We start from the raw sequence: 19635 nt of genomic DNA, 5'->3' as shown, positions 1-19635 counted from the left end.
GGATTTTTCTTTAACTAAAATCTCTGTCCAAATCTTTTTCCTCATAAATTTAAATAGCAGCGTTGTATAATGGTCTGGAGGATGTGTTTGCGAATGCACTTGTATATCCTATTTCAGTTTCATTTGGAAAAACATTTTTTAGCTTTCCCAGCCTTTTCAGATGTGATCAAGTTGTATTAATATAGACATATAATCCAATTGACTTGGATAAGGGGGGGGGGAGCAAGTTGCCGATTAATGTACCGAAAGATTTGCCGGCGCAAGAGGCGCTGAGAGAAGAAAAGATATTTGTGATGGACGAGGGGCGTGCTGTAACACAGGATATTCGCCCGTTGAATATATTGATCATTAATTTGATGCCGGAGAAAGAAAAAACAGAACTGCAAATTTTGCGTCTGCTTGGAAACACCCCGTTGCAGATCAATATTACGTTTTTACGTATGGCTACTCATAAGCCGAAAACGACAAGTGAGTATCATTTAGACAATTTTTATAAAACATTTGCAGACGTAAAACATCGTCGTTTTGACGGGATGATTATTACAGGAGCCCCTATTGAACATCTTCAGTTTGAGGACGTGAATTACTGGGAGGAATTGACCGACATTATGGAGTGGTCAAACGACCATGTCACCTCGTCTCTCCATGTCTGTTGGGGAGCACAGGCGGCATTGTATTACCATTACGGGATTGATAAATTTCCATTGTCAAACAAGGTGTTCGGCATTTTCCAGCACCGCTTAATGGATCCGAAAAACAAACTGCTGCGGGGTTTTGATGAAGTCTTTAACGGGCCGCATTCGCGTTACACCGATGTCCCGACTGATAAAATTGCGAACCATCCGGAGCTATCCCTATTGGCGACCACCTTTGCTAACGAAACATTTATCACAATGTCAAACGATGCCAAACATATCATGGTGACCGGGCACCTGGAATATGACGCCACAACGCTGGCCGATGAATATGAACGGGACTTGGAAAAAGGCCTCAAGATTGATATGCCACAAAATTATTTTCCAAACAACGATGTCAACGAGCGGCCATTGAATACGTGGCGTTCGCATTCGCATTTGTTGTTTTCCAATTGGCTGAACTATTTTGTGTATCAACAGACACCGTTTGTCTGGGGATAAGTAAAATGACCTATTCTGTCATAATGAATAGGTCATTTTTAATATTAAGCAAACGATGAGATTCAGGAAGATGCTTGGTCCTTCGTGTTGTCTTGTTTCTTCCAAAGCTTGCCCGGCCAAAATGCCACATTGCCTAACACCGTTGTGATAGCTGGAACAAGCGGCGGACGGAGGATAAATGTATCGGTGTTTTGAGCTATGAGCAATCGTTTGCGATGATTTCCGGAAAAAACAGTGCTACCATATAGGTATATAAATGGTGATGATGGAAGGGATACAGTTGATTTATGTCATTAGTACGATAATAGCATTTGCCGCCGCCTTTATTGGAAGCCTTGTGGGCATGGGCGGTGGCGTTATATTAATTCCGAGTTTATTATTTCTGCATCAATACTCGGATATGTTTTCATGGGCCACCCCGCAAGTCATTGTCGGGCTCTCACTGATTTCCATGGTGTTCACGGCGTTTTCCTCGACACTGTCTTATTATAAAAACGATCGGATTCATGTAAAAATCGGCTTGCTGTTTCTGACTGGAAGCATTCCGGGAAGTGTGCTGGGGGCGTGGCTGAATCAATTTGTGAATGCGGATTATTTTTCGCTGTATTTTGGGTTTTTGATGATCGCTTTATCGTTTGTGTTTTTGATTAAAAAAAAGCAACAAACGAATGCGGAGCCTTTACGGACCAATAATCCGATTGTGTCTGTGTTTTTCATTTCCTTGATTGTGGGAATAATATCCGGACTGTTTGGAATTGGCGGCGGTTCGATAATTGTACCGGCTATGATATTTCTGTTCGGTTTGTCCATTCATACCGCTGCAGCGACATCCATGTTTATTATTTTATTTATCAGCATCATCAGCGCCATCACGCATATTGTATTGGGTCATGTTGCTTGGGCGTATGTTTTATTATTCGTTCTCGGTGCCTGGATCGGTGGTACAACAGGAGCCAAAGTGAATCAGCTTATCAATAGCAACATATTGGAGTGGATACTCCGGCTGCTTCTTATTGTGGTAGGAATCAGACTGATTATTGAAGGTATGATGTAAGGAGTAATGACATGCAGGAAAAGCTTTATTTTTATTATACGAATGATTTACATAGCAATTTTGACAATTGGCCACAGGTTGCAGGTTTTGTTAAAGACCAAAAGAGCCGCATGTTGGTGAAAGGGGCGTCGTGTTGGCTTGTGGATATAGGGGATCACGTTGATCGTGTCGACCCCATAGCGGAAGCATTCCTCGGAAAAGCTAATGTGCGTTTAATGAATGATGCAGGCTTCGATTTTGCAACGCTCGGGAACAATGAAGGCATTACTATGGCTCATGAGGATCTTCATGAATTATATAATGATGCGGTATTTGAGGTGGTTTGTGCAAATTTGCACAGCATGACCGATTCTGATCCGGATTGGCTGCAATCAGTCGCTTATACGCAGTCATTCGGTGGTGTCCGTGTTGGTATTGTTGGTCTGACAGCGCCTTTTCGTACCTTTTACGAATTATTGGATTGGCGTGTATCCGATCCGTTGCCGACACTTAAGAAACAAGTGCACCATTTAAAGAAACACACGGATATTATTATTTTGTTATCCCACCTCGGTTTGAGTGAGGATCAGGAAATCGCCCGCCGCATGGATGATATTGACGTTATTATTGGTGGGCATACCCATCATTTGCTCCGGACCGGGGAAATGATTAATCATACCATGCTAACGGCTGCCGGCAAACATGGTGCATTCGCCGGAGAGGTCATTTTGACATGGGATCATGCATCGCAAAGCCTTGTAGGCCAAGAAGCATATACAACCGATATAAGCCACCTTCCCAAAGATATGGAGACAATGGAAACGCTGCAGTCACTATCCGACGAGGCTGATCGATTGCTGGATGAGCCGGTTGTCCATTTGGAAGAACCTCTGGAAGTAAAATGGTTTCAGCGTACATTGCTGATGCAGCGATTAACCGCTGTTTTGCAGCAGTGGACCCGTGCGGATGCTGCGATGCTGAATGCGGGCATGTTATTGGATCATTTTCCGGCTGGTGCTGTCACCAAAAAAGATATCCACCGTATTTGTCCGCACTCGATCAATCCATGTACGATTCAGTTGCAAGGAGACGAATTATTGGAGGTTATTCGTGTCTCTCTTACCAAGGATTTAACGGAAATGAAGCTGAAAGGATTCGGATTTCGCGGTGAAATCATTGGAAAAATGATCTTTGCAGGGCTGGACGTGGATACCGTCGTCCGGAAAGATGGCAATGAATATGTCCAGTCCGTCCGGCACCATGGTAAAAAGCTCGATCCGGATAAAACCTATACCATCGCAACGGCTGATACATTCACATTTGGCCGGCTCCTTCCGGAAGTGGCCAAATCAGAAGTAAAGCACTACTTTTTGCCTGAAATGATGAGAGATTTGCTCAGTCACACGTTAAAAAAATACGTTTCCAAGCCGTAACAGGTTACATCAGGCGCTTCTCCTGCATAACGTATTGTATCGTTTGAAGGGAGGCGCATAGATGGTAACGGTCAGCCAAATGGAAATTGAAGGTAAATATTTCACGGCTTTAACAGCGTCATTACCAAAAACAAACTTATTGGTTATCTCCAATGATGTCGGTTACATTATGTGTGGTGCATTGGATGTGGATCTTTTTAACGGCGCGCTAGCAGACAGACAAGTGATCGCCGGCCGGGCCAGAGGTGTCAAAACCATTGATCAATTGCTTCATGCCCCGCTGGAAAAAGTGACAGATGCATCAGGTATGTATGGCTGGGAACCCGGCATGACCGGCAAAGATGCTTTAATGAAACTGGTATAGGCGGACGTCGGACAGCATAGACAACATATGATCCAATAACTGATTCTAACCCCCTTAAAACAAGCATAAGCTGCTTTTAAGGGGGATTTCACGTTGCGAAAGCGATTCGGTAAAAAGAGAATGGGCGGGGGACCACCTTCCGTCAAAAACATGTTGATCATAACAGTGATATTATTTGTACTAATGGTTGGGTTGAGTATCGTCATCATTGACAAAGGGCTCAAACCGACATTAATGGAAGTGGCCCAATCGAAAACGACTGAATTTGCTACAAGAGGCATTAACACAGCCGTCCGCTTTGCTGAAAACTACAATTACGATGATTTGTTGGATATTACATATGATAATGAGGGCAAAGTGACACGATTTGGCTGGAATTCCGCTATCGTCAGTGAAATTAACCGGGTGGCGACGGACCGTGTGGAAGAATATTTCCGATATATGAACACTGGAGAGCCGCCGGATTACGAAAATTCGTTGTTTGAACCGAAAGAATTTGAGGATACGACGGAAAACTTGCCGCAAAAAGATCCCACCGTTGTAGAGATTCCGATTGGGCAAGCTACCGGTAACTCCATCCTGGCAAACCTTGGACCGACGATACCCGTTAATTTTGAATTTGTTGGAAACGTGAAAACCAATATTGTACGGGAAGACGAACCGTTGGGTATTAATGGTGCGTGGGTGTCACTGTATGTTGAGGTGGAGGCTGAAGTACAGATCATTATCCCGTTTACAACGGATACGAAAACCGTCAGTACGGAAATTTTTGTTGACAGCGGAGCACTGATGGGGGATATTCCGAATTTTTATGGTAGTGGTAGTGGTAGTGGGGGAAATCCATCTATATCAGTTCCGAAAAATGAGATTAAAGGGGGTAACCAAGGTAACCAAACACAATGATGATGTCCGATATCAATGACTGCCTAAAAGGCTGAGTGAACGGAAATCTTTGACATCGAATGAAAACATCGTTATAATACGATCATAATTTCTGAAAAAAACAAACATTTATTATGATTTCTTTCACATTCGCGTGGTGTGAAAGGAGTGGAAAGGGGAGGTTTTAACGATGGCTAATCGTTCACAATGGGGAACCAGAGCGGGCTTTATTCTTGCCGCTATTGGCTCTGCGGTCGGATTGGGCAATATTTGGCGTTTTCCGGCGACAGCTTACGAAAATGGTGGCGGCGCCTTTATGATTCCATATCTTGTTGCATTGCTGACGGCGGGTATCCCCATTTTAATCATGGAATTTACCATGGGGCACAAGTACCGCGGGTCGTCACCACTGACGTACAGCAGAATCAATAAAAACGCTGAGTGGGTCGGCTGGTGGGGCGTCATTATCGCATTCGTTATTTCGACGTATTATTCCGTTATTATTGCCTGGGCAATATCTTACTCCATTTTCTCCTTAAATTTGAGTTGGGGACCGGATACAGAGGCTTTTATGACGGAAGATTACTTACAAACGGTAGCTGCCGGTGAGTTTGGTGGTTTTGTACCCGGTGTGCTCATACCTTTGATTATCGTTTGGCTGGTTGTTTTAGGCGTTCTTTACAGAGGTGTCCGAAAAGGCATTGAAATCGCCAATCGTATATTTATCCCGACGCTGGTCGTTGTGTTTTTAATTATTGTTATTCGGGCTATAACGCTCCCGGGTGCACTGGAAGGATTGAACGCATTTTTTACCCCGGATTTGAGCGCTATTTTGGATGGCCAAGTATGGGTAGCGGCATATGGGCAAATTTTCTTCAGTATGTCGATTGCATTTGCTATTATGATTACGTATTCCAGTTATTTGCCGAAAAAGTCCGATTTAACCAATAATGCGTTTATTGTTGGATTTGGAAACTCCAGTTTTGAATTGCTGTGCGGCATCGGTGTTTTCTCCGTATTAGGCTTCATGGCCGTGGAGCAAGGGTTGCCCGTTAATGAGGTTGTAACCGGCGGTGTCGGTCTGGCATTTATGGTGTTCCCGCAAATTATCAACCAATTCCCGGCTCTGAATGAATTATTCGGATTTTTATTCTTTGCTTCGTTGGTGTTGGCCGGCATGTCATCGCTCATATCGATTATTGAGACATATATTGCCGGTCTGGTGGATAAGTTCAACCTGTCCCGCGGAAAAGCTGTCTTGTTTGGCGGAGGTCTTGCGGCGCTTGTCTCGTTGGTGTTTGCCACGCGCGGAGGTCTGAACTTCCTTGATGCGGCCGATTATTTTATCAACCAGTTCGGCGTTGCCTTTATCGGCCTCGTGGAAGTTGTGCTCATGGCCTGGATACTCCGTAAACTTGGCGATTTCCGGAAGCATGCGGATGCTATATCCGATATTAAACTGGGCGTTTGGTGGACATTCAGCCTGAGTGTCATTACACCGATTGTCTTGGGTTATACAATGTTTGATTTATTCAAAACAAACCTCCTGAAAGAGTTTGATACCGAAACAGGGAACTACGAAAATTATCCGGACTTCTTTGTTACGTACAACGGTTGGTTCATTGCAGGCGGTGCCATTATGGTTGGTATTATACTTGCGTTGATTAAATGGAGACGGTCCAGCGATCGTGATGACGACTATTCGGAGGGGGCGAGATAAATGACGGGAAGCGCTATAATATTTATGGTTATCTCAATGCTCATTATATGGGGCGGTTTAGCCGCCAGCATAACGAACGCCGTCAAAAAAGCCAATAAACGTTGACTTGAACGAAGAGCTTCACCTGAAGTTAGGTGAAGCTCCGTTTATTAATCGCTCTGTGTCATCCGTTCCCATCTTTTTAAATAAGGATGAGGATTAAAGGTCCATTCTTTTGTTCCATTATCCTGATACATGCCATAGTGCAAATGGGGTGGGAACTTTCCGGATGTGCCAGGCGGCCCGTAGCCCGTTGATCCTACTTTGCCAAGTACGTCCCCCGGTTGAACGACATCCCCGACGTCCAGATCATTATTATACGAACTCAAGTGGGCGTAGTAATGGTAAATGTTATTGATATCCCGTATACCAATCCGCCAACCGCCGTATAAATTCCATCCTTTCAGTTCCACCACGCCATAGGTGGTCGATTTTACCGGTGTTCCGTAATCGGCAAAAATATCCGATCCTTCATGAATCCGCACACCACCGAAACCACGGCGATCTCCAAAATTGTTGTTAATCGTGTAATTGTAGTTGGTATCCAAAGGAAAATCCCTTTTTGTCAGTTTGATACGGTTAAGTTTTTGGAATACGTTTGCTGTGTTGACAATGGTTTGCACGGTTAAGTCCCGTTGATAGTAATGCCATAAGGCTATTTTCAAGTCATCTTTTGTTTGGCCGTACGTCAACAATATGTTTGCCATCGTATATAAAACATCTTCCGGCTGATCCGGATCGGCCTTTCCATCTCCGTTTCCGTCTTTTCCTTCGCCGTTAAAAAAAGAAATAATGCGGCTGTCTGTAATCATGGAGCTATTCCCCAGTCCGAACCACTGTTCATTAGGTATGGAAATGGAAACGAGATCATCGTCGGAACTGTCGTCGTTGCTGTTTCGCTCATATTGATCAATAGCCGCTATATAGTACCAGGGGATCTGGGTCATGGCTTCGGTTTTTCGGTACAGAGCCATCCGTTTGTCGTGGATGGATTGATCCTCGTCTTTCTCTTTGGACTGAACAGCTGTGACTGGATGAATGCTAAACAGACAGACAACGGTGAGCAGACTGATGCATTTTTTCAGAATGACGATTCGCCTCCTTCCATGAATAGGTCGCCGTTATTCGTGCTTATTCACGTCCTTGCGGTGACGCTTGCATCCGTTCAATAATCTGATCAATCGTATTATCATAATCGTCACTCCGGGTGCTGGAATTGTGCAGACTTTGGATATCCTGCATAATGACGTCATTATCGGATACGTATACATCCATATAACCCGGCAATATAGAATCGGCTGATTTTTTTGCTATGTCAGCAGCGTCATCCGTACCGAAATCGTCGTTTTTAGCATAAGCTATGAGCGCTTCTTGATCCGTGACAAGGGCTGCTACTTCGTCAAAACCGTCGCTGCGTAAAATGATACGAGCAATCATATTCGCTAACTTGGTACGGTCAATGGTGATGGTGTGATTTTTTTCATGCTCATTGTCCACTTGTTCTTTACTGTATCGGACATAGCCAAGTTTATCATCGCCACTCGGGTTGTCCGGTGTGTGATCGTTTTCCGGGTTCAATTCGTCAACGATTTGTTCCCGTTCGTCAGCTGCATTGTCGTTACCATTGCAACCGGTCAGTACGACGAGAACGATAAGTGATAAAGCGATAAGCCATTTTTTAATCATGTCGGTCCTCCTATTGATAAACATAGTGATTTGTGTTTAGTTTGTGGCTTTTGATAAAAATCATACGGTTCATGATGTGAAAATAGTGGTTGAATACTCCGGCAATGTGATACCATTGCCATAATACCATTGGAGTGATCATGATGATTGAAGTACAAGGGAAATATTACGAAGTCGTGGAGGATGAAAAAAACGGTTTTCAGGAAGAAGCGGTGAAAGAGCGGTTTTCTGACATTTTGTCCAAATATGATTTCATTGTCGGTGACTGGGGATATGAACAGCTCCGACTGAAAGGATTTTACGACGATCAGAATCCCAAAGCGGGCTTTGACACAAAAATAAGCACAATGGATGATTATTTATACGAATACTGCAATTTCGGCTGTGCCTATTTTTTACTGAAAAAGGTCGATGAATAACGTAAAAAGGCAGCGGTCTTCATGAGACTACTGCCCTGTCCGGTGATTCATTCATCGTGAAGAGGATGGGCGCCGGGTGTTTGCCTTGGCAGATCATCGTGTTGTTCTCTATCCGGATATACAAACGCGCTATCCCGTTTTTGACCGTCTTCCCATGGTGTAGACTTACTTTCAACAGGTTCGTCATCATTTATTTCTGAGCCAAACGGGCCCTCCGGAAACTCTTCAGGAATAAGCTTATTTTGTTGATTCCGCACATTGGAAAAGTCGCTGTACTGACGTTTGTCTTTTTTCGCCATCGATTCACCCTCCTTCGTATGTCTTATCGTGTGCAGTGTTCTCATATAAATGGCCGTTAATATATTCCATAACCATGAATCGTGTTGTTTCATTTCTGCCTGCGTGGTTTTTTGTGCTACGATATAGACAACAGTATACAGTTGGAGGTATCGCCATGTATTTCGTTGATCAGACGAAAATAGAAGAGACATTGACCTATATGGAACACATACTTAATAACGTTCATCATCACGAGGCGGATACATTGAAAGACAAGTTGTTTCTCGAACGGGCCACCGAAGTTATTATTGAATCGATGTTGGATGTCGGCAATATGATGATTGATGGGTTTATTATGCGGGATCCAGGTGGTTTTGAGGATATTATTGACATTCTTATCGATGAAAAGGTGCTTCCGGATGTTGATGAAACCGGCTATAAAGCCATCATTCGACTCAGGAAAATGGTGGTAAAAGATTATTTGGCGATCGATCATGCCTTGCTGGAGAACACGTTGCATCAGCATTGGGCGATGCTGATACAATTCAGTGACCATGTTAGAAACTATTTAAAGGATGAGACAGGTGTGGCCAATGCGTTTTCCAATGATGAGACATAGGCAGTCGTTGTTGACGGTACGCACCCTGATGATGAAAGAGGTGGGGGGATGGTATGACACCGTATCAGGCATACGTCATTGACCTTGATGGGACGATGTATCGGGGAGATGAGCCGCTTCCATTTGCCCGCGCATTCGTTGACAAACTGGCAGCCAAACATATTCCATATCTGTTTTTAACAAACAATTCGTCCAGAACGCAGGAACAGATTGCGGCTAAATTGGAGCATATGGGGATTCGATGCCGTCCAGAGAACGTGTTGACAACGAGCATAGCAGCAGCAATATTTATAAACCAACAGAAACCCGGCGCTCGCTGTTATGCCATTGGCGAGGACGGGCTGTTTGATGCATTGAAAAAGGAAGGTCACCGCATTGCCGGTGATCATTGTGATGTTGTCGTCATTGGGATGGACCGTGACCTCACGTATGAGAAGTTGTCCAGGGCGTGTTTGGAAGTGCAAAACGGAGCTCTGTTTCTTTCGACAAACGGGGATGTTACCATTCCGACTGAACGCGGGCTTGAACCAGGGAACGGGGCACTGACATCGGTTATATCCGTCAGTACCGGGAAGGATCCCATTTTCATTGGCAAACCGGAGTCCCTTATTATGGATCAAGCGTTAAAGCAGCTTGGTACGGACAAAGCATCAACCTTGCTGGTGGGGGACAATTATGATACCGACATTCTGGCCGGTATACATGCTGGGATGGATACGCTGATGGTGTTCACCGGTGTGACCCCATATGAACGCTACCCCTCCTTGCCCGAAAAACCGACATATTATGTGAATCAATTAAATGAATGGCTGCCACATATATAGACGACGGATCCCATCAAAGAGGGTCCTTATTTTCTGCATAAATGGGACGGAATTGCTTGATGATCATTCATCAAGCAATTCGTCGTCAGCGGTGGCATGAGCCAGCCGGCTTGACGCAGCCGCTGCAATGGCACCGACAATATCGTCAAGAAACGTGTGGCATTCACCGGTTGATTTATCGTTTAAATAGGCAAGAATTCCCGGCTTTTGTTTGTCGATAAAGCCGTAATTGGTAAATCCGATCGACCCATACACGTTAACGATCGAAAAAGCAATAACTTCATCAATCCCATAGAGGCTTTCATCGCCTTCAATGGTTTTCTGAAGCGGTTTGTCGAGTTCGTTCCGTTCAGCCAACCGGTCCAATTGAATGCCGGTGAGGATCGCATTTTGTACCTCTCGTTTGGAGAAAACTTGATCCACGTTAAATTCACAAACATCCATACTGAGATCGTCATGGTATTTGGATTGCAAATAATGAACAAGTTCTGCAATATCCCTGATTGTTACACCACGTTCGGACATCCATTCTCTAGCTTTTATTTCCAGTTTGGTTCGATTTGTATTGCTATCCATATTTATCACCTTTTCTTTGAATAATTATTAAAATCGAGTACGATCACATAGACTGAATTAAAACGGGGAAAGGAGCAATCACGGTGAAGGACTTTCTTGCTATGCATTATGATATTCACGCATATGAAAAAATAGTCGTGGATGGATCGGAAGGTTTGATGGACGATAATTACGTTTATTTTATCATTTCCGGCAATCAGAGGGAAATGATACATATGGAGCAGTCTGCACTGGCGTCTTATTTATATGAAAACGATTGGCATTACATGACGATTCCCGTGCCGAACAACCAGGGAGGATGGATGACAGCGCAGGATAATCATGGTTACATGGTGCTCAGAGCTGAAAAACCATCTGGTAACATACGTGGTGATCAGTCGGACGGAACAAGGCTTGCAATGTTTCATGCGTTGGGGTCAACGTATGACTACGAGCCGCAGCTTATTTCCAGTTATGGTCAATGGAAAGATTTATGGATTCATAAGCTGACGGCCTTTGAAGAACAAATCAATGAAAAAGCCAGGGATCATCCGAGTGCTTACTATCGCGATGTGATGGATATCATCCCCTATGTGTCCGGTATCAGTGAAAATGCGATACAGTACATGGAAGAAAGTGAACATGAGACCCGATTTCATGACGTCGATCAGGGAACGATCGCATTTCGGAGATGGTATGGGTCATTTAACAGGCACTATGTATGGATGACAGAATTGGTTTACGATCATCCGGCCCGCGATTTAGCCGAATACATTCGCCGTCAATTGCTGCAAACGGAAGATCCCATGCACCATATACGTACGTTTTTGGATGATTATCAACAGGTAAGACCGTTGTCCGTATTTTCTTGGCGGCTTTTATACGCCAGGCTTTTGTTTCCCGTTCATTTTTTTGACGTCATAGAACGCGGCTTGACCAATACTACCAGTGAATACAGCGATCCGGCTATACAGGATTTGATCAGACGCCAACCTATTTATGAACGGCGATTACGGACATTTTTTGACCATGCAGGGGTTTCGCGTAAAGAATGGGCGATTCCTGTGTTACACTGGTTATAAGCATGATTAATGGAGTGATTAGATATGAAGCCAGTCATTTATATTACTAGAAAGATTCCGGACGAGCTGCTGCAGCCATACAAGGATGATGCTGACTTTCGTATGTGGGAAAGCGAAACAACCCCAGTGCCGCGCGACGTGTTGCTGGAGGAAGCGTCTGCGGCCGATGGTGTGCTGAGTCTATTGACGGAAAAAATCGACCGCGAATGTCTGCAAACGGCTGGTCATTTGAAAATAGTCGCCAATATGGCGGTCGGCTATGACAATATTGATGTGCAGGCGGCGCACGATCAAGGGATTATCGTGACGAATACGCCGGATGTGCTAACAGAAACCACGGCGGATTTAACATTCGGTCTTTTAATGGCGACGGCGAGACGAATGGTGGAAGCCTCTGATTATATTCGCGAAGGTCAGTGGAAACACTGGTCCCCATACTTGCTTGCCGGCTCCGATATCAACAACAAGACCATGGGAATCGTTGGTATGGGGCGAATTGGTGAAGCTGTGGCCAGACGCGCAAAAGGGTTTAATATGACCGTTCTGTATCATAATCGCACCCGAAACCAAACAGCGGAGCGGGATGTCGGGGCGGTGTACACGGCGTTCGATCAAATGCTGCAAGAAGCTGATTTTGTCGTGTCACTCGTTCCGCTCACGAATGAAACAAAACACTTATTTAATGAAGACGTGTTCCGGCAAATGAAGGAAAGTGCGATTTTTGTCAATGCTTCACGCGGGGCCACCGTTGATGAAGACGCGTTGTATGATGCTTTGCTGAACAAACACATTCGGGCAGCTGGATTGGATGTCTATGAACAGGAACCGATTGCACCGGATCACCCGCTTGTGGGGCTGGAGAATACGGTTTGTCTTCCGCATATTGGATCAGCAAGCGAGGAGACGCGCTCCGACATGCTTCGTCTCTGTTTGGATAACCTGACCGCAGTCCTGAATGGAAAACAGCCACTGACACCTGTACGGTAATAGAAAAGGCAGACTCAGCTGATGTCTGCCTTTTTATGACTATACAGTTAACCAATATTTAAAATACTTGTTCGATTTCGGTTATTCCGGGGACTTCCGCCATAAGCGCGCGTTCGATACCTGCTTTTAATGTAATGGTGGAGCTTGGGCAATTACCGCAGGCTCCCATCAAACGAAGAAGTACAATGCCGTCATCATCAACATCAATCAGTTCCACATCGCCACCGTCCCGAAGCAAAAATGGACGTAATTTGTTTAACACTTCCTGAACTTGTTCTTGCATTACCCATCTTCTCCTTTCTATTTTTAGTATAAAATGAATAACTGAAAAAATCTATATGTTATTTTAAATGCTATTCGATGTTTATTTTATTTTATCTTTCATAATGCTTTTTGTAAAATGAAAGTAACTAATAATAAAGGGGGGCTTCGGCATTGGCTGAACATATTCAAATAACGGTTTATGGTGCCGAACAATTGTGTGCCAGCTGTGTTGGCGCACCCGGGTCACGGGACACGTACGAATGGCTGCAGGCGGCTATTGGCCGGAAATATGTCGATGACAACATTGATTATGAATATGTGGATATCGATCATCCCCCGAATGTGGAAGCGCATAAAGATTTCTCCAGACGTATCGTGGAGGAGGAATGGTTTTACCCGGTTGTGCTGGTGAATGGTCAAGTGGTTGCTGAAGGCATTCCGAAACTGAAACCTGTTTACCGGGAATTGGACAAAAATGGGGCTGTTCTGCAGTCGTGATGGAGTTGATCAAACGTGAAAATACCGTTTACAAAAATGCATGGTCTTGGAAATAATTACATTTATATCGATCGATTCGCATGTAACATCAACGACGATTGGCTGCCGTACTTGGCTAGAACAGTGTCGGATGTTCATACCGGGATTGGGTCCGATGGGTTGATTTTGATTCAACCGAGCAAGCATGCGGATGTAGGGATGCGTATTTTTAATAAAGATGGGTCTGAGGGCAAAAACTGCGGAAATGGGCTGCGCTGTGTGGCCAAATATGCCTATGAAAACGGGATTGTCAGCGAAACGTCTTTTCGGATAGAGACGAAAACAAATATAGTGGATGCCGACGTTTATACGGATGCGGGTATGGTGCCGTACGTGACGATCAACATGGGGATGCCGATACTTCGGCGCTCCGACATTCCTATGGACGGGGACGATCGCTCGAGTGTTGTGGCTGAGCCCGTTGTCATTGATGACCAGTCGCTGTCACTGACCGCGGTATCAATGGGCAATCCGCACGCCGTATTTTTTGTTGAAGATATCCGTTCGGCCCCGGTTGAGACGTTGGGTCCCCGGATTGAAACGCATCAACTTTTTCCAGAAGATGTGAATGCGGAATTTATTGAAATGATTTCCCGTAACGAGCTGAATTTCCGGGTATGGGAACGCGGATCAGGTATGACGCAGGCGTGTGGGACAGGTGCCTGCGCCGCTGTTGTGGCTGCCGTTCTGAACGAGCGGGCTGAACGTGGAGAAGATGTGACGGTACACTTGGATGGTGGCGATTTATATATACAATGGCAGGACCATGGCGACGTGTTAATGACTGGTGGTGCGGAAACGATCGCATCGGGTGATTATCATTTTCATATCACATAGTTGATGAATAGAGGTATCGTTTTGTATACTGGAAAGTAGCACGTACGTCATTTATCAAAAGAGGAGGATTGGCAATGGTTATTTCCATTACAGACGAAGCACGTGATCAAGTGAAGGAAATGATGCAGGATGAATCAGAAGGCGTTCGGCTGCGTTTTGGCATCAGAGGCGGCGGATGCAGTGGTTTGTCGTATTCACTTGGCTTTGAGTATGATATTAATGAAGAGTTGGATATGGTGGAAGACGTTAACGGTATTCCGGTCGTAATTCATAACCAGGATGCCCCTATTATAGAAGGAACGACCATCGATTTTAAACAAAACATGATGGGCGGCGGGTTCAGTATCGATAACCCGAATGCGATCGTATCATGCGGCTGTGGTTCCTCCTTTAAAACGAAAAAACGCGAAGGCGCACCGGAGAAATGCTGATAACGAAAAAAGGGATTGGGAGGACAAGACTGAACAAATCCCTTCTAAATACGAACGATATATTTAAGACGTAGTCGCCGCTCCGGAAAAACACTACGCTTTCCGCGGGCGCTGCTGAGTCTCCTCGTGCTTATCGCACTGCGGGGTCTCATCTAGGCTTTTCATCCCGCAGGAGTCTCCGTGTTTTTCCTGCGCTAAACAAAAAATCCGAACTGATTCAGATCATTTTCGAATCATGGTTCGGATTTTTCTTTGACTAAACATCTTCTGTCCCAGGCTTTTTTCGTGTGGAGAAACCGCCATTTCTTGTTTCAAATGCTGTTTTTAAAACATATCGGTTGAGTGTCTTGGCTGGATGCGTGCGTTTGGGTCGATGTATTGTTTGGCGTTGTTAATGGCTGTTGGACCTTCGCCGAATCCGGTGGCAATCAGATTGACTTTGCCAGGGTATGTTGTGATGTCCCCGGCGGCATAAATCCCCGGTATATTCGTTTCCATTTTCGTGTTGACGACGATGCTGTTTTTCTCAATTTCCAGCCCCCAATCTTTAATAGGGCCGAGGGACGAGATAAACCCATAATTACAAAGCATGGCATCAACCTCGACATCCATCGTTGCATCCCCTTTATGTTCCTGGAGGGTCACGTTTTCAATACGGTCCGCTCCATTGACGGAAATGGGAACATAAGGCGTTAGAATCTCAACATTGGAATTCATCAGCTGTTCCACACTCCGTTCATGGGCCCGGAATTTATCCCGGCGGTGAACGAGTGTTACTTTGCTGGCGATCGGCTCGAGCATGAGTGCCCAGTCCACGGCGGAGTCACCGCCGCCCAACAGCATAACGTGTTTATCTTTGTAGGCATCCATGTCCTGTACGTGATAATGCAGGTTAATCCCTTCAAATTGTTCGCAGCCTTCCAAATTTAAACGCCGTGGCTGGAAGGCGCCATTGCCTGCTGTGATGATGATGGATTTCGTATAATGGACGTCTGTATTGGACGTGAGTTTAAATGTATCATCCGTAAGACGTTCAACCTGTTCAACAGCTTGGTTCAACACAATGGTTGCATCGAACATCCCGGCCTGTTCTTCAAGGTTGTTGACCAAATCCTGTGCCCGTACATTGGGAAAACCGGCAACGTCATATATATATTTCTCTGGATACAGGGCTGTCAACTGCCCGCCAGTATGTGGCAAACTCTCTATAATTTTGACACTGGCCTGGCGCATGCCACCGTAGAACGCGGTGAATAATCCGGCTGGACCAGCGCCAAGTATGGTTACATCATATACTTCTTCCGACAAGGATGTCCCCCCCCATTCATCGTCATATTGAAACACATACTATCCTAACATACATTCGACATCTATGTGTATGATGAGCATATCCCCGCCTGATGGCATGGGAAGATACGATTTACCAAGGCCAATGGAGGTTGCTTTGCATTTTAACTGATATGTTATAAAATGAACCCTGTATGGATCGGCGAAGGGAGACAAAGTATTGATACAGTTTATTATGTCGATTTTACTCTTTTTTGTTATCTTTTTTGGATTGGCGTTTATTTTGAACATGTTGGTGCGCCAAACATGGCTGATGGCGATCATTTATCCATTTATTGTTATTATGATTGTGGATGATATATCGACAGCAAGGTATTTTACAGAGCCAGGTTACGCATTCACGAAGGCAGCCGCGCGATTTACGGAGATCACTTTTGCGGATATCACGATTTTGGGAGCCGGATTTGTTGGTACCATTGTTTCCGGTTTTGTCATTCGCTTTTTGCGTAAAAGCGGCTATCAAATGTTTTAAGCTGGAAAATGTATAAAAAATTGGCAGGCTGGACATGATGACACCGAGAGAGGTGTTATCATGCAAAAACAAACATGGATAAAAAAATCAGCGATGTTTCTATTATTCTTAGGAGCTCTTGTTATGACCTTGTCGTCTGTATCGAATCTAACGGTAACGGATGTACAGGCCTGGGTGGCCAAGGATTATGAGGCATCGTTTGAGACGACAACAAACAGTGGATCGGGATACAGTCGCATCGGATTGGAAAAGAAATCGTTAAAAACGAAGAAACAACAAAAACGATATATATCAAGTGAGCAGATTGAAGGTCCGAAAACATTGAAAGAATATATCAATCTTGAACAATATCCAAGCGCAACGGTGACGGCGACCGGTTATACCGCCGGGGTTGAATCAACGGGCAAAACACCGGAACATCCTCAATACGGGATCACGTATTCAGGTGTGCCGGTCAAACGGGATTTATATTCCACAATCGCGGCAGATCTGGATGTGTATCCCATTGGGACCATTATGTTTATACCGGACTATGGCTATGGCGTTGTAGCCGATAAAGGCGGGGCCATTAACGGCAACAAGATTGATTTATACTATGAAACAGTGGAAGACGTTTATTCCAAATGGGGTAAGAAGGAAGTGGATGTGTATGTCATTAAAAGAGGGAATGGCAAACTGACCAGGGAAACGTTGAACCAATTGAATAATAATGACAACGAAGCATTGCAAGTTTTTCGGAACCAAATAAACGAAAATTGATCAACACGAGGCTGGGACAAAACTAAAACGTTAGATACTAGTACAATATTGGGATACGTTTTAACCATCGCTGCGGAAAAATACTTCGCTTTCACCTTGCCAGGCACAAGCGCGACATCTGTTCAAGCTTCCTTTGGTCGCTTTCACAGTGTCTTCTTTGCCGGGGGCGGCTGATGAGCCTCCTCGTGCTCGTCGCGTTGCAAGCTTATTCATCGAAGCCTACGCTCCTCGCAGGTCGAAGTCTACTCATGGAAGCTTTGCTTTGTGCTACCGCACTCCGGGGTCTCATCTAAGGCCTTTGCTCCCCCAGGAGTCTACGTATTTTTCCTCCGCTCATTGAGGCAAAACTCTTTAATAAACGAAAAATCCGAACTGATTCAGATTGTTTGTGAATTATAGTTCGGATTTTTATTTGACTAAACGTCTTTTGTCCCAGCCTGGCTTTTTAGTATGTGATCATGGTTGAATGAACAGGGTGCGGTCAATGCTAATACCATTGATATAGTAAAATAGCAATCAATACCCCGGTCAGACCGCCGAAAAATACTTCAATCGGCTGGTGACCGAGCAATTCTTTTAATTGTTTTCGTTTTTGAAATGCCTCTTTTTGATTCCAATCTTTGGCACCTTCAACAAAGGACTGAAAATCGTTGACCAGCTGGTTAATCACAATGGCCTGCTCACCCGCTTGTCGGCGCACACCGGAGGCATCAAACATGATGATGACGCTGAAAACAGTCGCGATGGCGAACATAACGGAATCAATACCTTGCAGGATGCCGGTTGCCGTAGTCAGTGCAGCGACAGCGGCGGAATGGCTGCTGGGCATGCCTCCCGTCGAGAATGCCAGTCCCGGTTTCAGTTCTCGTGCTGCAATCAGATGCAGCGGGATTTTGCTTACTTGTGCAACAACAATGGCTGCTAATGCAGCGCATAATGGAAAATTGGCAAAAAGGTTCATGACAAGCGACATCCTCTCCGTGGCAACGTGGTGTAAAATGATATCGTCATCGTTGTCCAATGTCTATCATGTATCTGTTACCATATGAATTGGTTGATTCGCGTGCTTTCGGCTTTACGCTGTTTGCAAAAGGCGAAAAAAAACAGCCCTCTACGTTTTGGGGAGCGTCAGCTTATCATTGATTAATGGCCGCTTCAAGTGCTAAATCCATCATATCGTGGAACGATGTTTGCCGCTCGTCAGACGTGGTTTCTTCGCCGGTTAAAATGTGATCGGAAACCGTCAATACAGTCAGTGCGTTGCGGTTGAATTTAGCAGCCAGTGTATACAATGCGGCTGTTTCCATCTCGACAGCAAGGACGTTATAGGACGCGAGGAGATCGTTCACGTCTTTTTCGTCATCACGATAAAAGGCATCACTGGTAAACACGTTCCCGACACGCATATTTAAACCTTTTCCACTGCCGACATCATAGGCTTTTCTGAGCAGGTTGAAGTCGGCCAGTGGTGCATAGTCAATGCCGTTGAACGTCATGCGGTTCATTTGCGAATCGGTTGAGGCTCCTTGGGCGAGGATAACGTCCCGAACATTGACATCCGGCTGGATAGCTCCGCACGTGCCAACACGGATTAAGGTCTGTACGTCGTATTGCTGAATGAGTTCATGAACATATATGGAAATCGATGGGACCCCCATGCCTGTACCTTGAACAGACAGACGTTCCCCTTTATAGGTTCCGGTATAGCCATACATGCCACGTACGTTATTGTACTGTGTTACATCACTTAAAAATGTGTTTGCAATGAATTCTGCTCGCAGCGGGTCACCGGGAAGCAATATTTTGTCTGCGATATCCCCTTTGTTGGCACCAATATGTACACTCATAGACGGCATCCCTCCATAGTATTATCAACGTCACATTATCATAACGAATCCATAAAAACAAATTTCATGAAAATGACATAGGT

25 protein-coding genes are annotated in these 19635 nt (G+C 44.9%); 17 read left to right on the top strand and 8 right to left on the bottom strand.

What is annotated here, in order from left to right; genetic code table 11:
• Positions 1–227 precede the first annotated feature (227 nt).
• The 7 genes from metA to ACZ5Q7_RS13735 all read left to right on the top strand — a co-directional run bounded on the left by metA (position 228) and on the right by ACZ5Q7_RS13735 (position 6673).
• The gene (gene metA / locus ACZ5Q7_RS13765; protein ID WP_343750511.1) at positions 228–1136 is read left to right on the top strand and encodes a homoserine O-acetyltransferase MetA; all 909 of its coding nucleotides are present in this window, start codon (positions 228–230) and stop codon (positions 1134–1136) included.
• A gap of 280 nt (positions 1137–1416) precedes the next feature.
• Positions 1417–2190, top strand: coding sequence for a sulfite exporter TauE/SafE family protein (locus ACZ5Q7_RS13760; RefSeq protein WP_343750510.1), 774 nt, complete (start codon positions 1417–1419; stop codon positions 2188–2190).
• Positions 2191–2201: 11 nt separating this feature from the next.
• Entirely contained in the window at positions 2202–3602 is a 1401-nt protein-coding gene (locus ACZ5Q7_RS13755; protein ID WP_343750509.1) for a bifunctional metallophosphatase/5'-nucleotidase, read from the top strand.
• A gap of 61 nt (positions 3603–3663) precedes the next feature.
• The gene (locus tag ACZ5Q7_RS13750) at positions 3664–3966 is read left to right on the top strand and encodes a YunC family protein (protein WP_343750508.1); all 303 of its coding nucleotides are present in this window, start codon (positions 3664–3666) and stop codon (positions 3964–3966) included.
• Positions 3967–4059: 93 nt separating this feature from the next.
• On the top strand, positions 4060–4869 hold the full coding sequence (gene yunB, locus ACZ5Q7_RS13745; RefSeq protein WP_343750507.1) for a sporulation protein YunB: 810 nt from the start codon (positions 4060–4062) through the stop codon (positions 4867–4869).
• A gap of 169 nt (positions 4870–5038) precedes the next feature.
• Positions 5039–6568, top strand: coding sequence for a sodium-dependent transporter (locus tag ACZ5Q7_RS13740; RefSeq protein WP_343750506.1), 1530 nt, complete (start codon positions 5039–5041; stop codon positions 6566–6568).
• Entirely contained in the window at positions 6569–6673 is a 105-nt protein-coding gene (locus ACZ5Q7_RS13735; protein WP_343750505.1) for a methionine/alanine import family NSS transporter small subunit, read from the top strand.
• 44 nt (positions 6674–6717) lie between these two features.
• On the opposite strand, the gene ACZ5Q7_RS13730 is transcribed toward ACZ5Q7_RS13735, so the two are convergent.
• Together ACZ5Q7_RS13730 and ACZ5Q7_RS13725 are read right to left on the bottom strand one after the other, a co-directional pair.
• Positions 6718–7647, bottom strand: coding sequence for a M23 family metallopeptidase (locus ACZ5Q7_RS13730; protein ID WP_425542322.1), 930 nt, complete (start codon positions 7645–7647; stop codon positions 6718–6720).
• 91 nt (positions 7648–7738) lie between these two features.
• On the bottom strand, positions 7739–8293 hold the full coding sequence (locus ACZ5Q7_RS13725; protein WP_343750504.1) for a YhcN/YlaJ family sporulation lipoprotein: 555 nt from the start codon (positions 8291–8293) through the stop codon (positions 7739–7741).
• 143 nt (positions 8294–8436) lie between these two features.
• Between ACZ5Q7_RS13725 and ACZ5Q7_RS13720 the strand changes: the two genes are divergently transcribed.
• Positions 8437–8712, top strand: coding sequence for a YutD family protein (locus tag ACZ5Q7_RS13720; RefSeq protein WP_343750503.1), 276 nt, complete (start codon positions 8437–8439; stop codon positions 8710–8712).
• 47 nt (positions 8713–8759) lie between these two features.
• Here ACZ5Q7_RS13720 and ACZ5Q7_RS13715 read toward each other — a convergent pair whose 3' ends face one another.
• Positions 8760–9011 (bottom strand): hypothetical protein, encoded by a 252-nt coding sequence (locus ACZ5Q7_RS13715; protein WP_343750500.1) that lies wholly within the window; start codon positions 9009–9011, stop codon positions 8760–8762.
• A gap of 155 nt (positions 9012–9166) precedes the next feature.
• Between ACZ5Q7_RS13715 and ACZ5Q7_RS13710 the strand changes: the two genes are divergently transcribed.
• On the top strand, positions 9167–9610 hold the full coding sequence (locus ACZ5Q7_RS13710; protein WP_343750498.1) for a DUF86 domain-containing protein: 444 nt from the start codon (positions 9167–9169) through the stop codon (positions 9608–9610).
• Between the two features lie 53 nt (positions 9611–9663).
• A complete protein-coding gene (locus tag ACZ5Q7_RS13705; protein WP_343750496.1) occupies positions 9664–10434 on the top strand; it encodes a TIGR01457 family HAD-type hydrolase in 771 nt (256 codons plus the stop codon).
• 63 nt (positions 10435–10497) lie between these two features.
• On the opposite strand, the gene ACZ5Q7_RS13700 is transcribed toward ACZ5Q7_RS13705, so the two are convergent.
• A complete protein-coding gene (locus tag ACZ5Q7_RS13700) occupies positions 10498–11010 on the bottom strand; it encodes a phosphatidylglycerophosphatase A family protein (protein WP_343750494.1) in 513 nt (170 codons plus the stop codon).
• Between the two features lie 83 nt (positions 11011–11093).
• Between ACZ5Q7_RS13700 and ACZ5Q7_RS13695 the strand changes: the two genes are divergently transcribed.
• Both ACZ5Q7_RS13695 and ACZ5Q7_RS13690 read left to right on the top strand, forming a co-directional pair.
• A complete protein-coding gene (locus ACZ5Q7_RS13695) occupies positions 11094–12071 on the top strand; it encodes a protein kinase family protein (RefSeq protein ID WP_343750492.1) in 978 nt (325 codons plus the stop codon).
• Between the two features lie 24 nt (positions 12072–12095).
• Positions 12096–13058 carry a 2-hydroxyacid dehydrogenase gene (locus ACZ5Q7_RS13690; protein WP_343750491.1) on the top strand — a complete coding sequence of 321 codons (963 nt, stop codon included), beginning with the start codon at positions 12096–12098 and terminating at the stop codon, positions 13056–13058.
• 58 nt (positions 13059–13116) lie between these two features.
• Here the strand turns inward: ACZ5Q7_RS13690 and ACZ5Q7_RS13685 are convergent, their stop codons facing one another.
• The gene (locus ACZ5Q7_RS13685; RefSeq protein WP_343750489.1) at positions 13117–13341 is read right to left on the bottom strand and encodes a NifU family protein; all 225 of its coding nucleotides are present in this window, start codon (positions 13339–13341) and stop codon (positions 13117–13119) included.
• Between the two features lie 152 nt (positions 13342–13493).
• On the opposite strand from ACZ5Q7_RS13685, the gene ACZ5Q7_RS13680 reads away from it, so the two are divergent.
• The 3 genes from ACZ5Q7_RS13680 to ACZ5Q7_RS13670 all read left to right on the top strand — a co-directional run bounded on the left by ACZ5Q7_RS13680 (position 13494) and on the right by ACZ5Q7_RS13670 (position 15127).
• Positions 13494–13820, top strand: coding sequence for a YuzD family protein (locus ACZ5Q7_RS13680; RefSeq protein WP_343750488.1), 327 nt, complete (start codon positions 13494–13496; stop codon positions 13818–13820).
• A 36-nt stretch (positions 13821–13856) separates the two neighbouring features.
• Entirely contained in the window at positions 13857–14696 is an 840-nt protein-coding gene (gene dapF, locus ACZ5Q7_RS13675; protein ID WP_343750521.1) for a diaminopimelate epimerase, read from the top strand.
• Positions 14697–14770: 74 nt separating this feature from the next.
• Positions 14771–15127 carry a HesB/IscA family protein gene (locus ACZ5Q7_RS13670; RefSeq protein WP_343750486.1) on the top strand — a complete coding sequence of 119 codons (357 nt, stop codon included), beginning with the start codon at positions 14771–14773 and terminating at the stop codon, positions 15125–15127.
• A 324-nt stretch (positions 15128–15451) separates the two neighbouring features.
• Here the strand turns inward: ACZ5Q7_RS13670 and ACZ5Q7_RS13665 are convergent, their stop codons facing one another.
• Positions 15452–16435, bottom strand: coding sequence for an NAD(P)/FAD-dependent oxidoreductase (locus tag ACZ5Q7_RS13665; protein ID WP_343750485.1), 984 nt, complete (start codon positions 16433–16435; stop codon positions 15452–15454).
• A gap of 199 nt (positions 16436–16634) precedes the next feature.
• Here ACZ5Q7_RS13665 and ACZ5Q7_RS13660 point away from each other — a divergent pair, with 199 nt between their 5' ends.
• Both ACZ5Q7_RS13660 and ACZ5Q7_RS13655 read left to right on the top strand, forming a co-directional pair.
• On the top strand, positions 16635–16946 hold the full coding sequence (locus ACZ5Q7_RS13660; RefSeq protein ID WP_343750483.1) for a YuiB family protein: 312 nt from the start codon (positions 16635–16637) through the stop codon (positions 16944–16946).
• Between the two features lie 60 nt (positions 16947–17006).
• Entirely contained in the window at positions 17007–17705 is a 699-nt protein-coding gene (locus ACZ5Q7_RS13655; RefSeq protein ID WP_343750482.1) for a 3D domain-containing protein, read from the top strand.
• Between the two features lie 487 nt (positions 17706–18192).
• Here the strand turns inward: ACZ5Q7_RS13655 and ACZ5Q7_RS13650 are convergent, their stop codons facing one another.
• Both ACZ5Q7_RS13650 and deoD read right to left on the bottom strand, forming a co-directional pair.
• Entirely contained in the window at positions 18193–18666 is a 474-nt protein-coding gene (locus ACZ5Q7_RS13650) for a divergent PAP2 family protein (RefSeq protein WP_343750481.1), read from the bottom strand.
• A gap of 175 nt (positions 18667–18841) precedes the next feature.
• Positions 18842–19552 (bottom strand): purine-nucleoside phosphorylase, encoded by a 711-nt coding sequence (deoD, locus tag ACZ5Q7_RS13645; protein WP_343750480.1) that lies wholly within the window; start codon positions 19550–19552, stop codon positions 18842–18844.
• Positions 19553–19635: the final 83 nt, after the last annotated feature.

It is taken from the genome of Lentibacillus halophilus, from assembly GCF_055395055.1.
The sequence above is the reverse complement of the archived record's forward strand: the minus strand, read 5'-3'. Positions and strand labels throughout refer to the sequence as shown.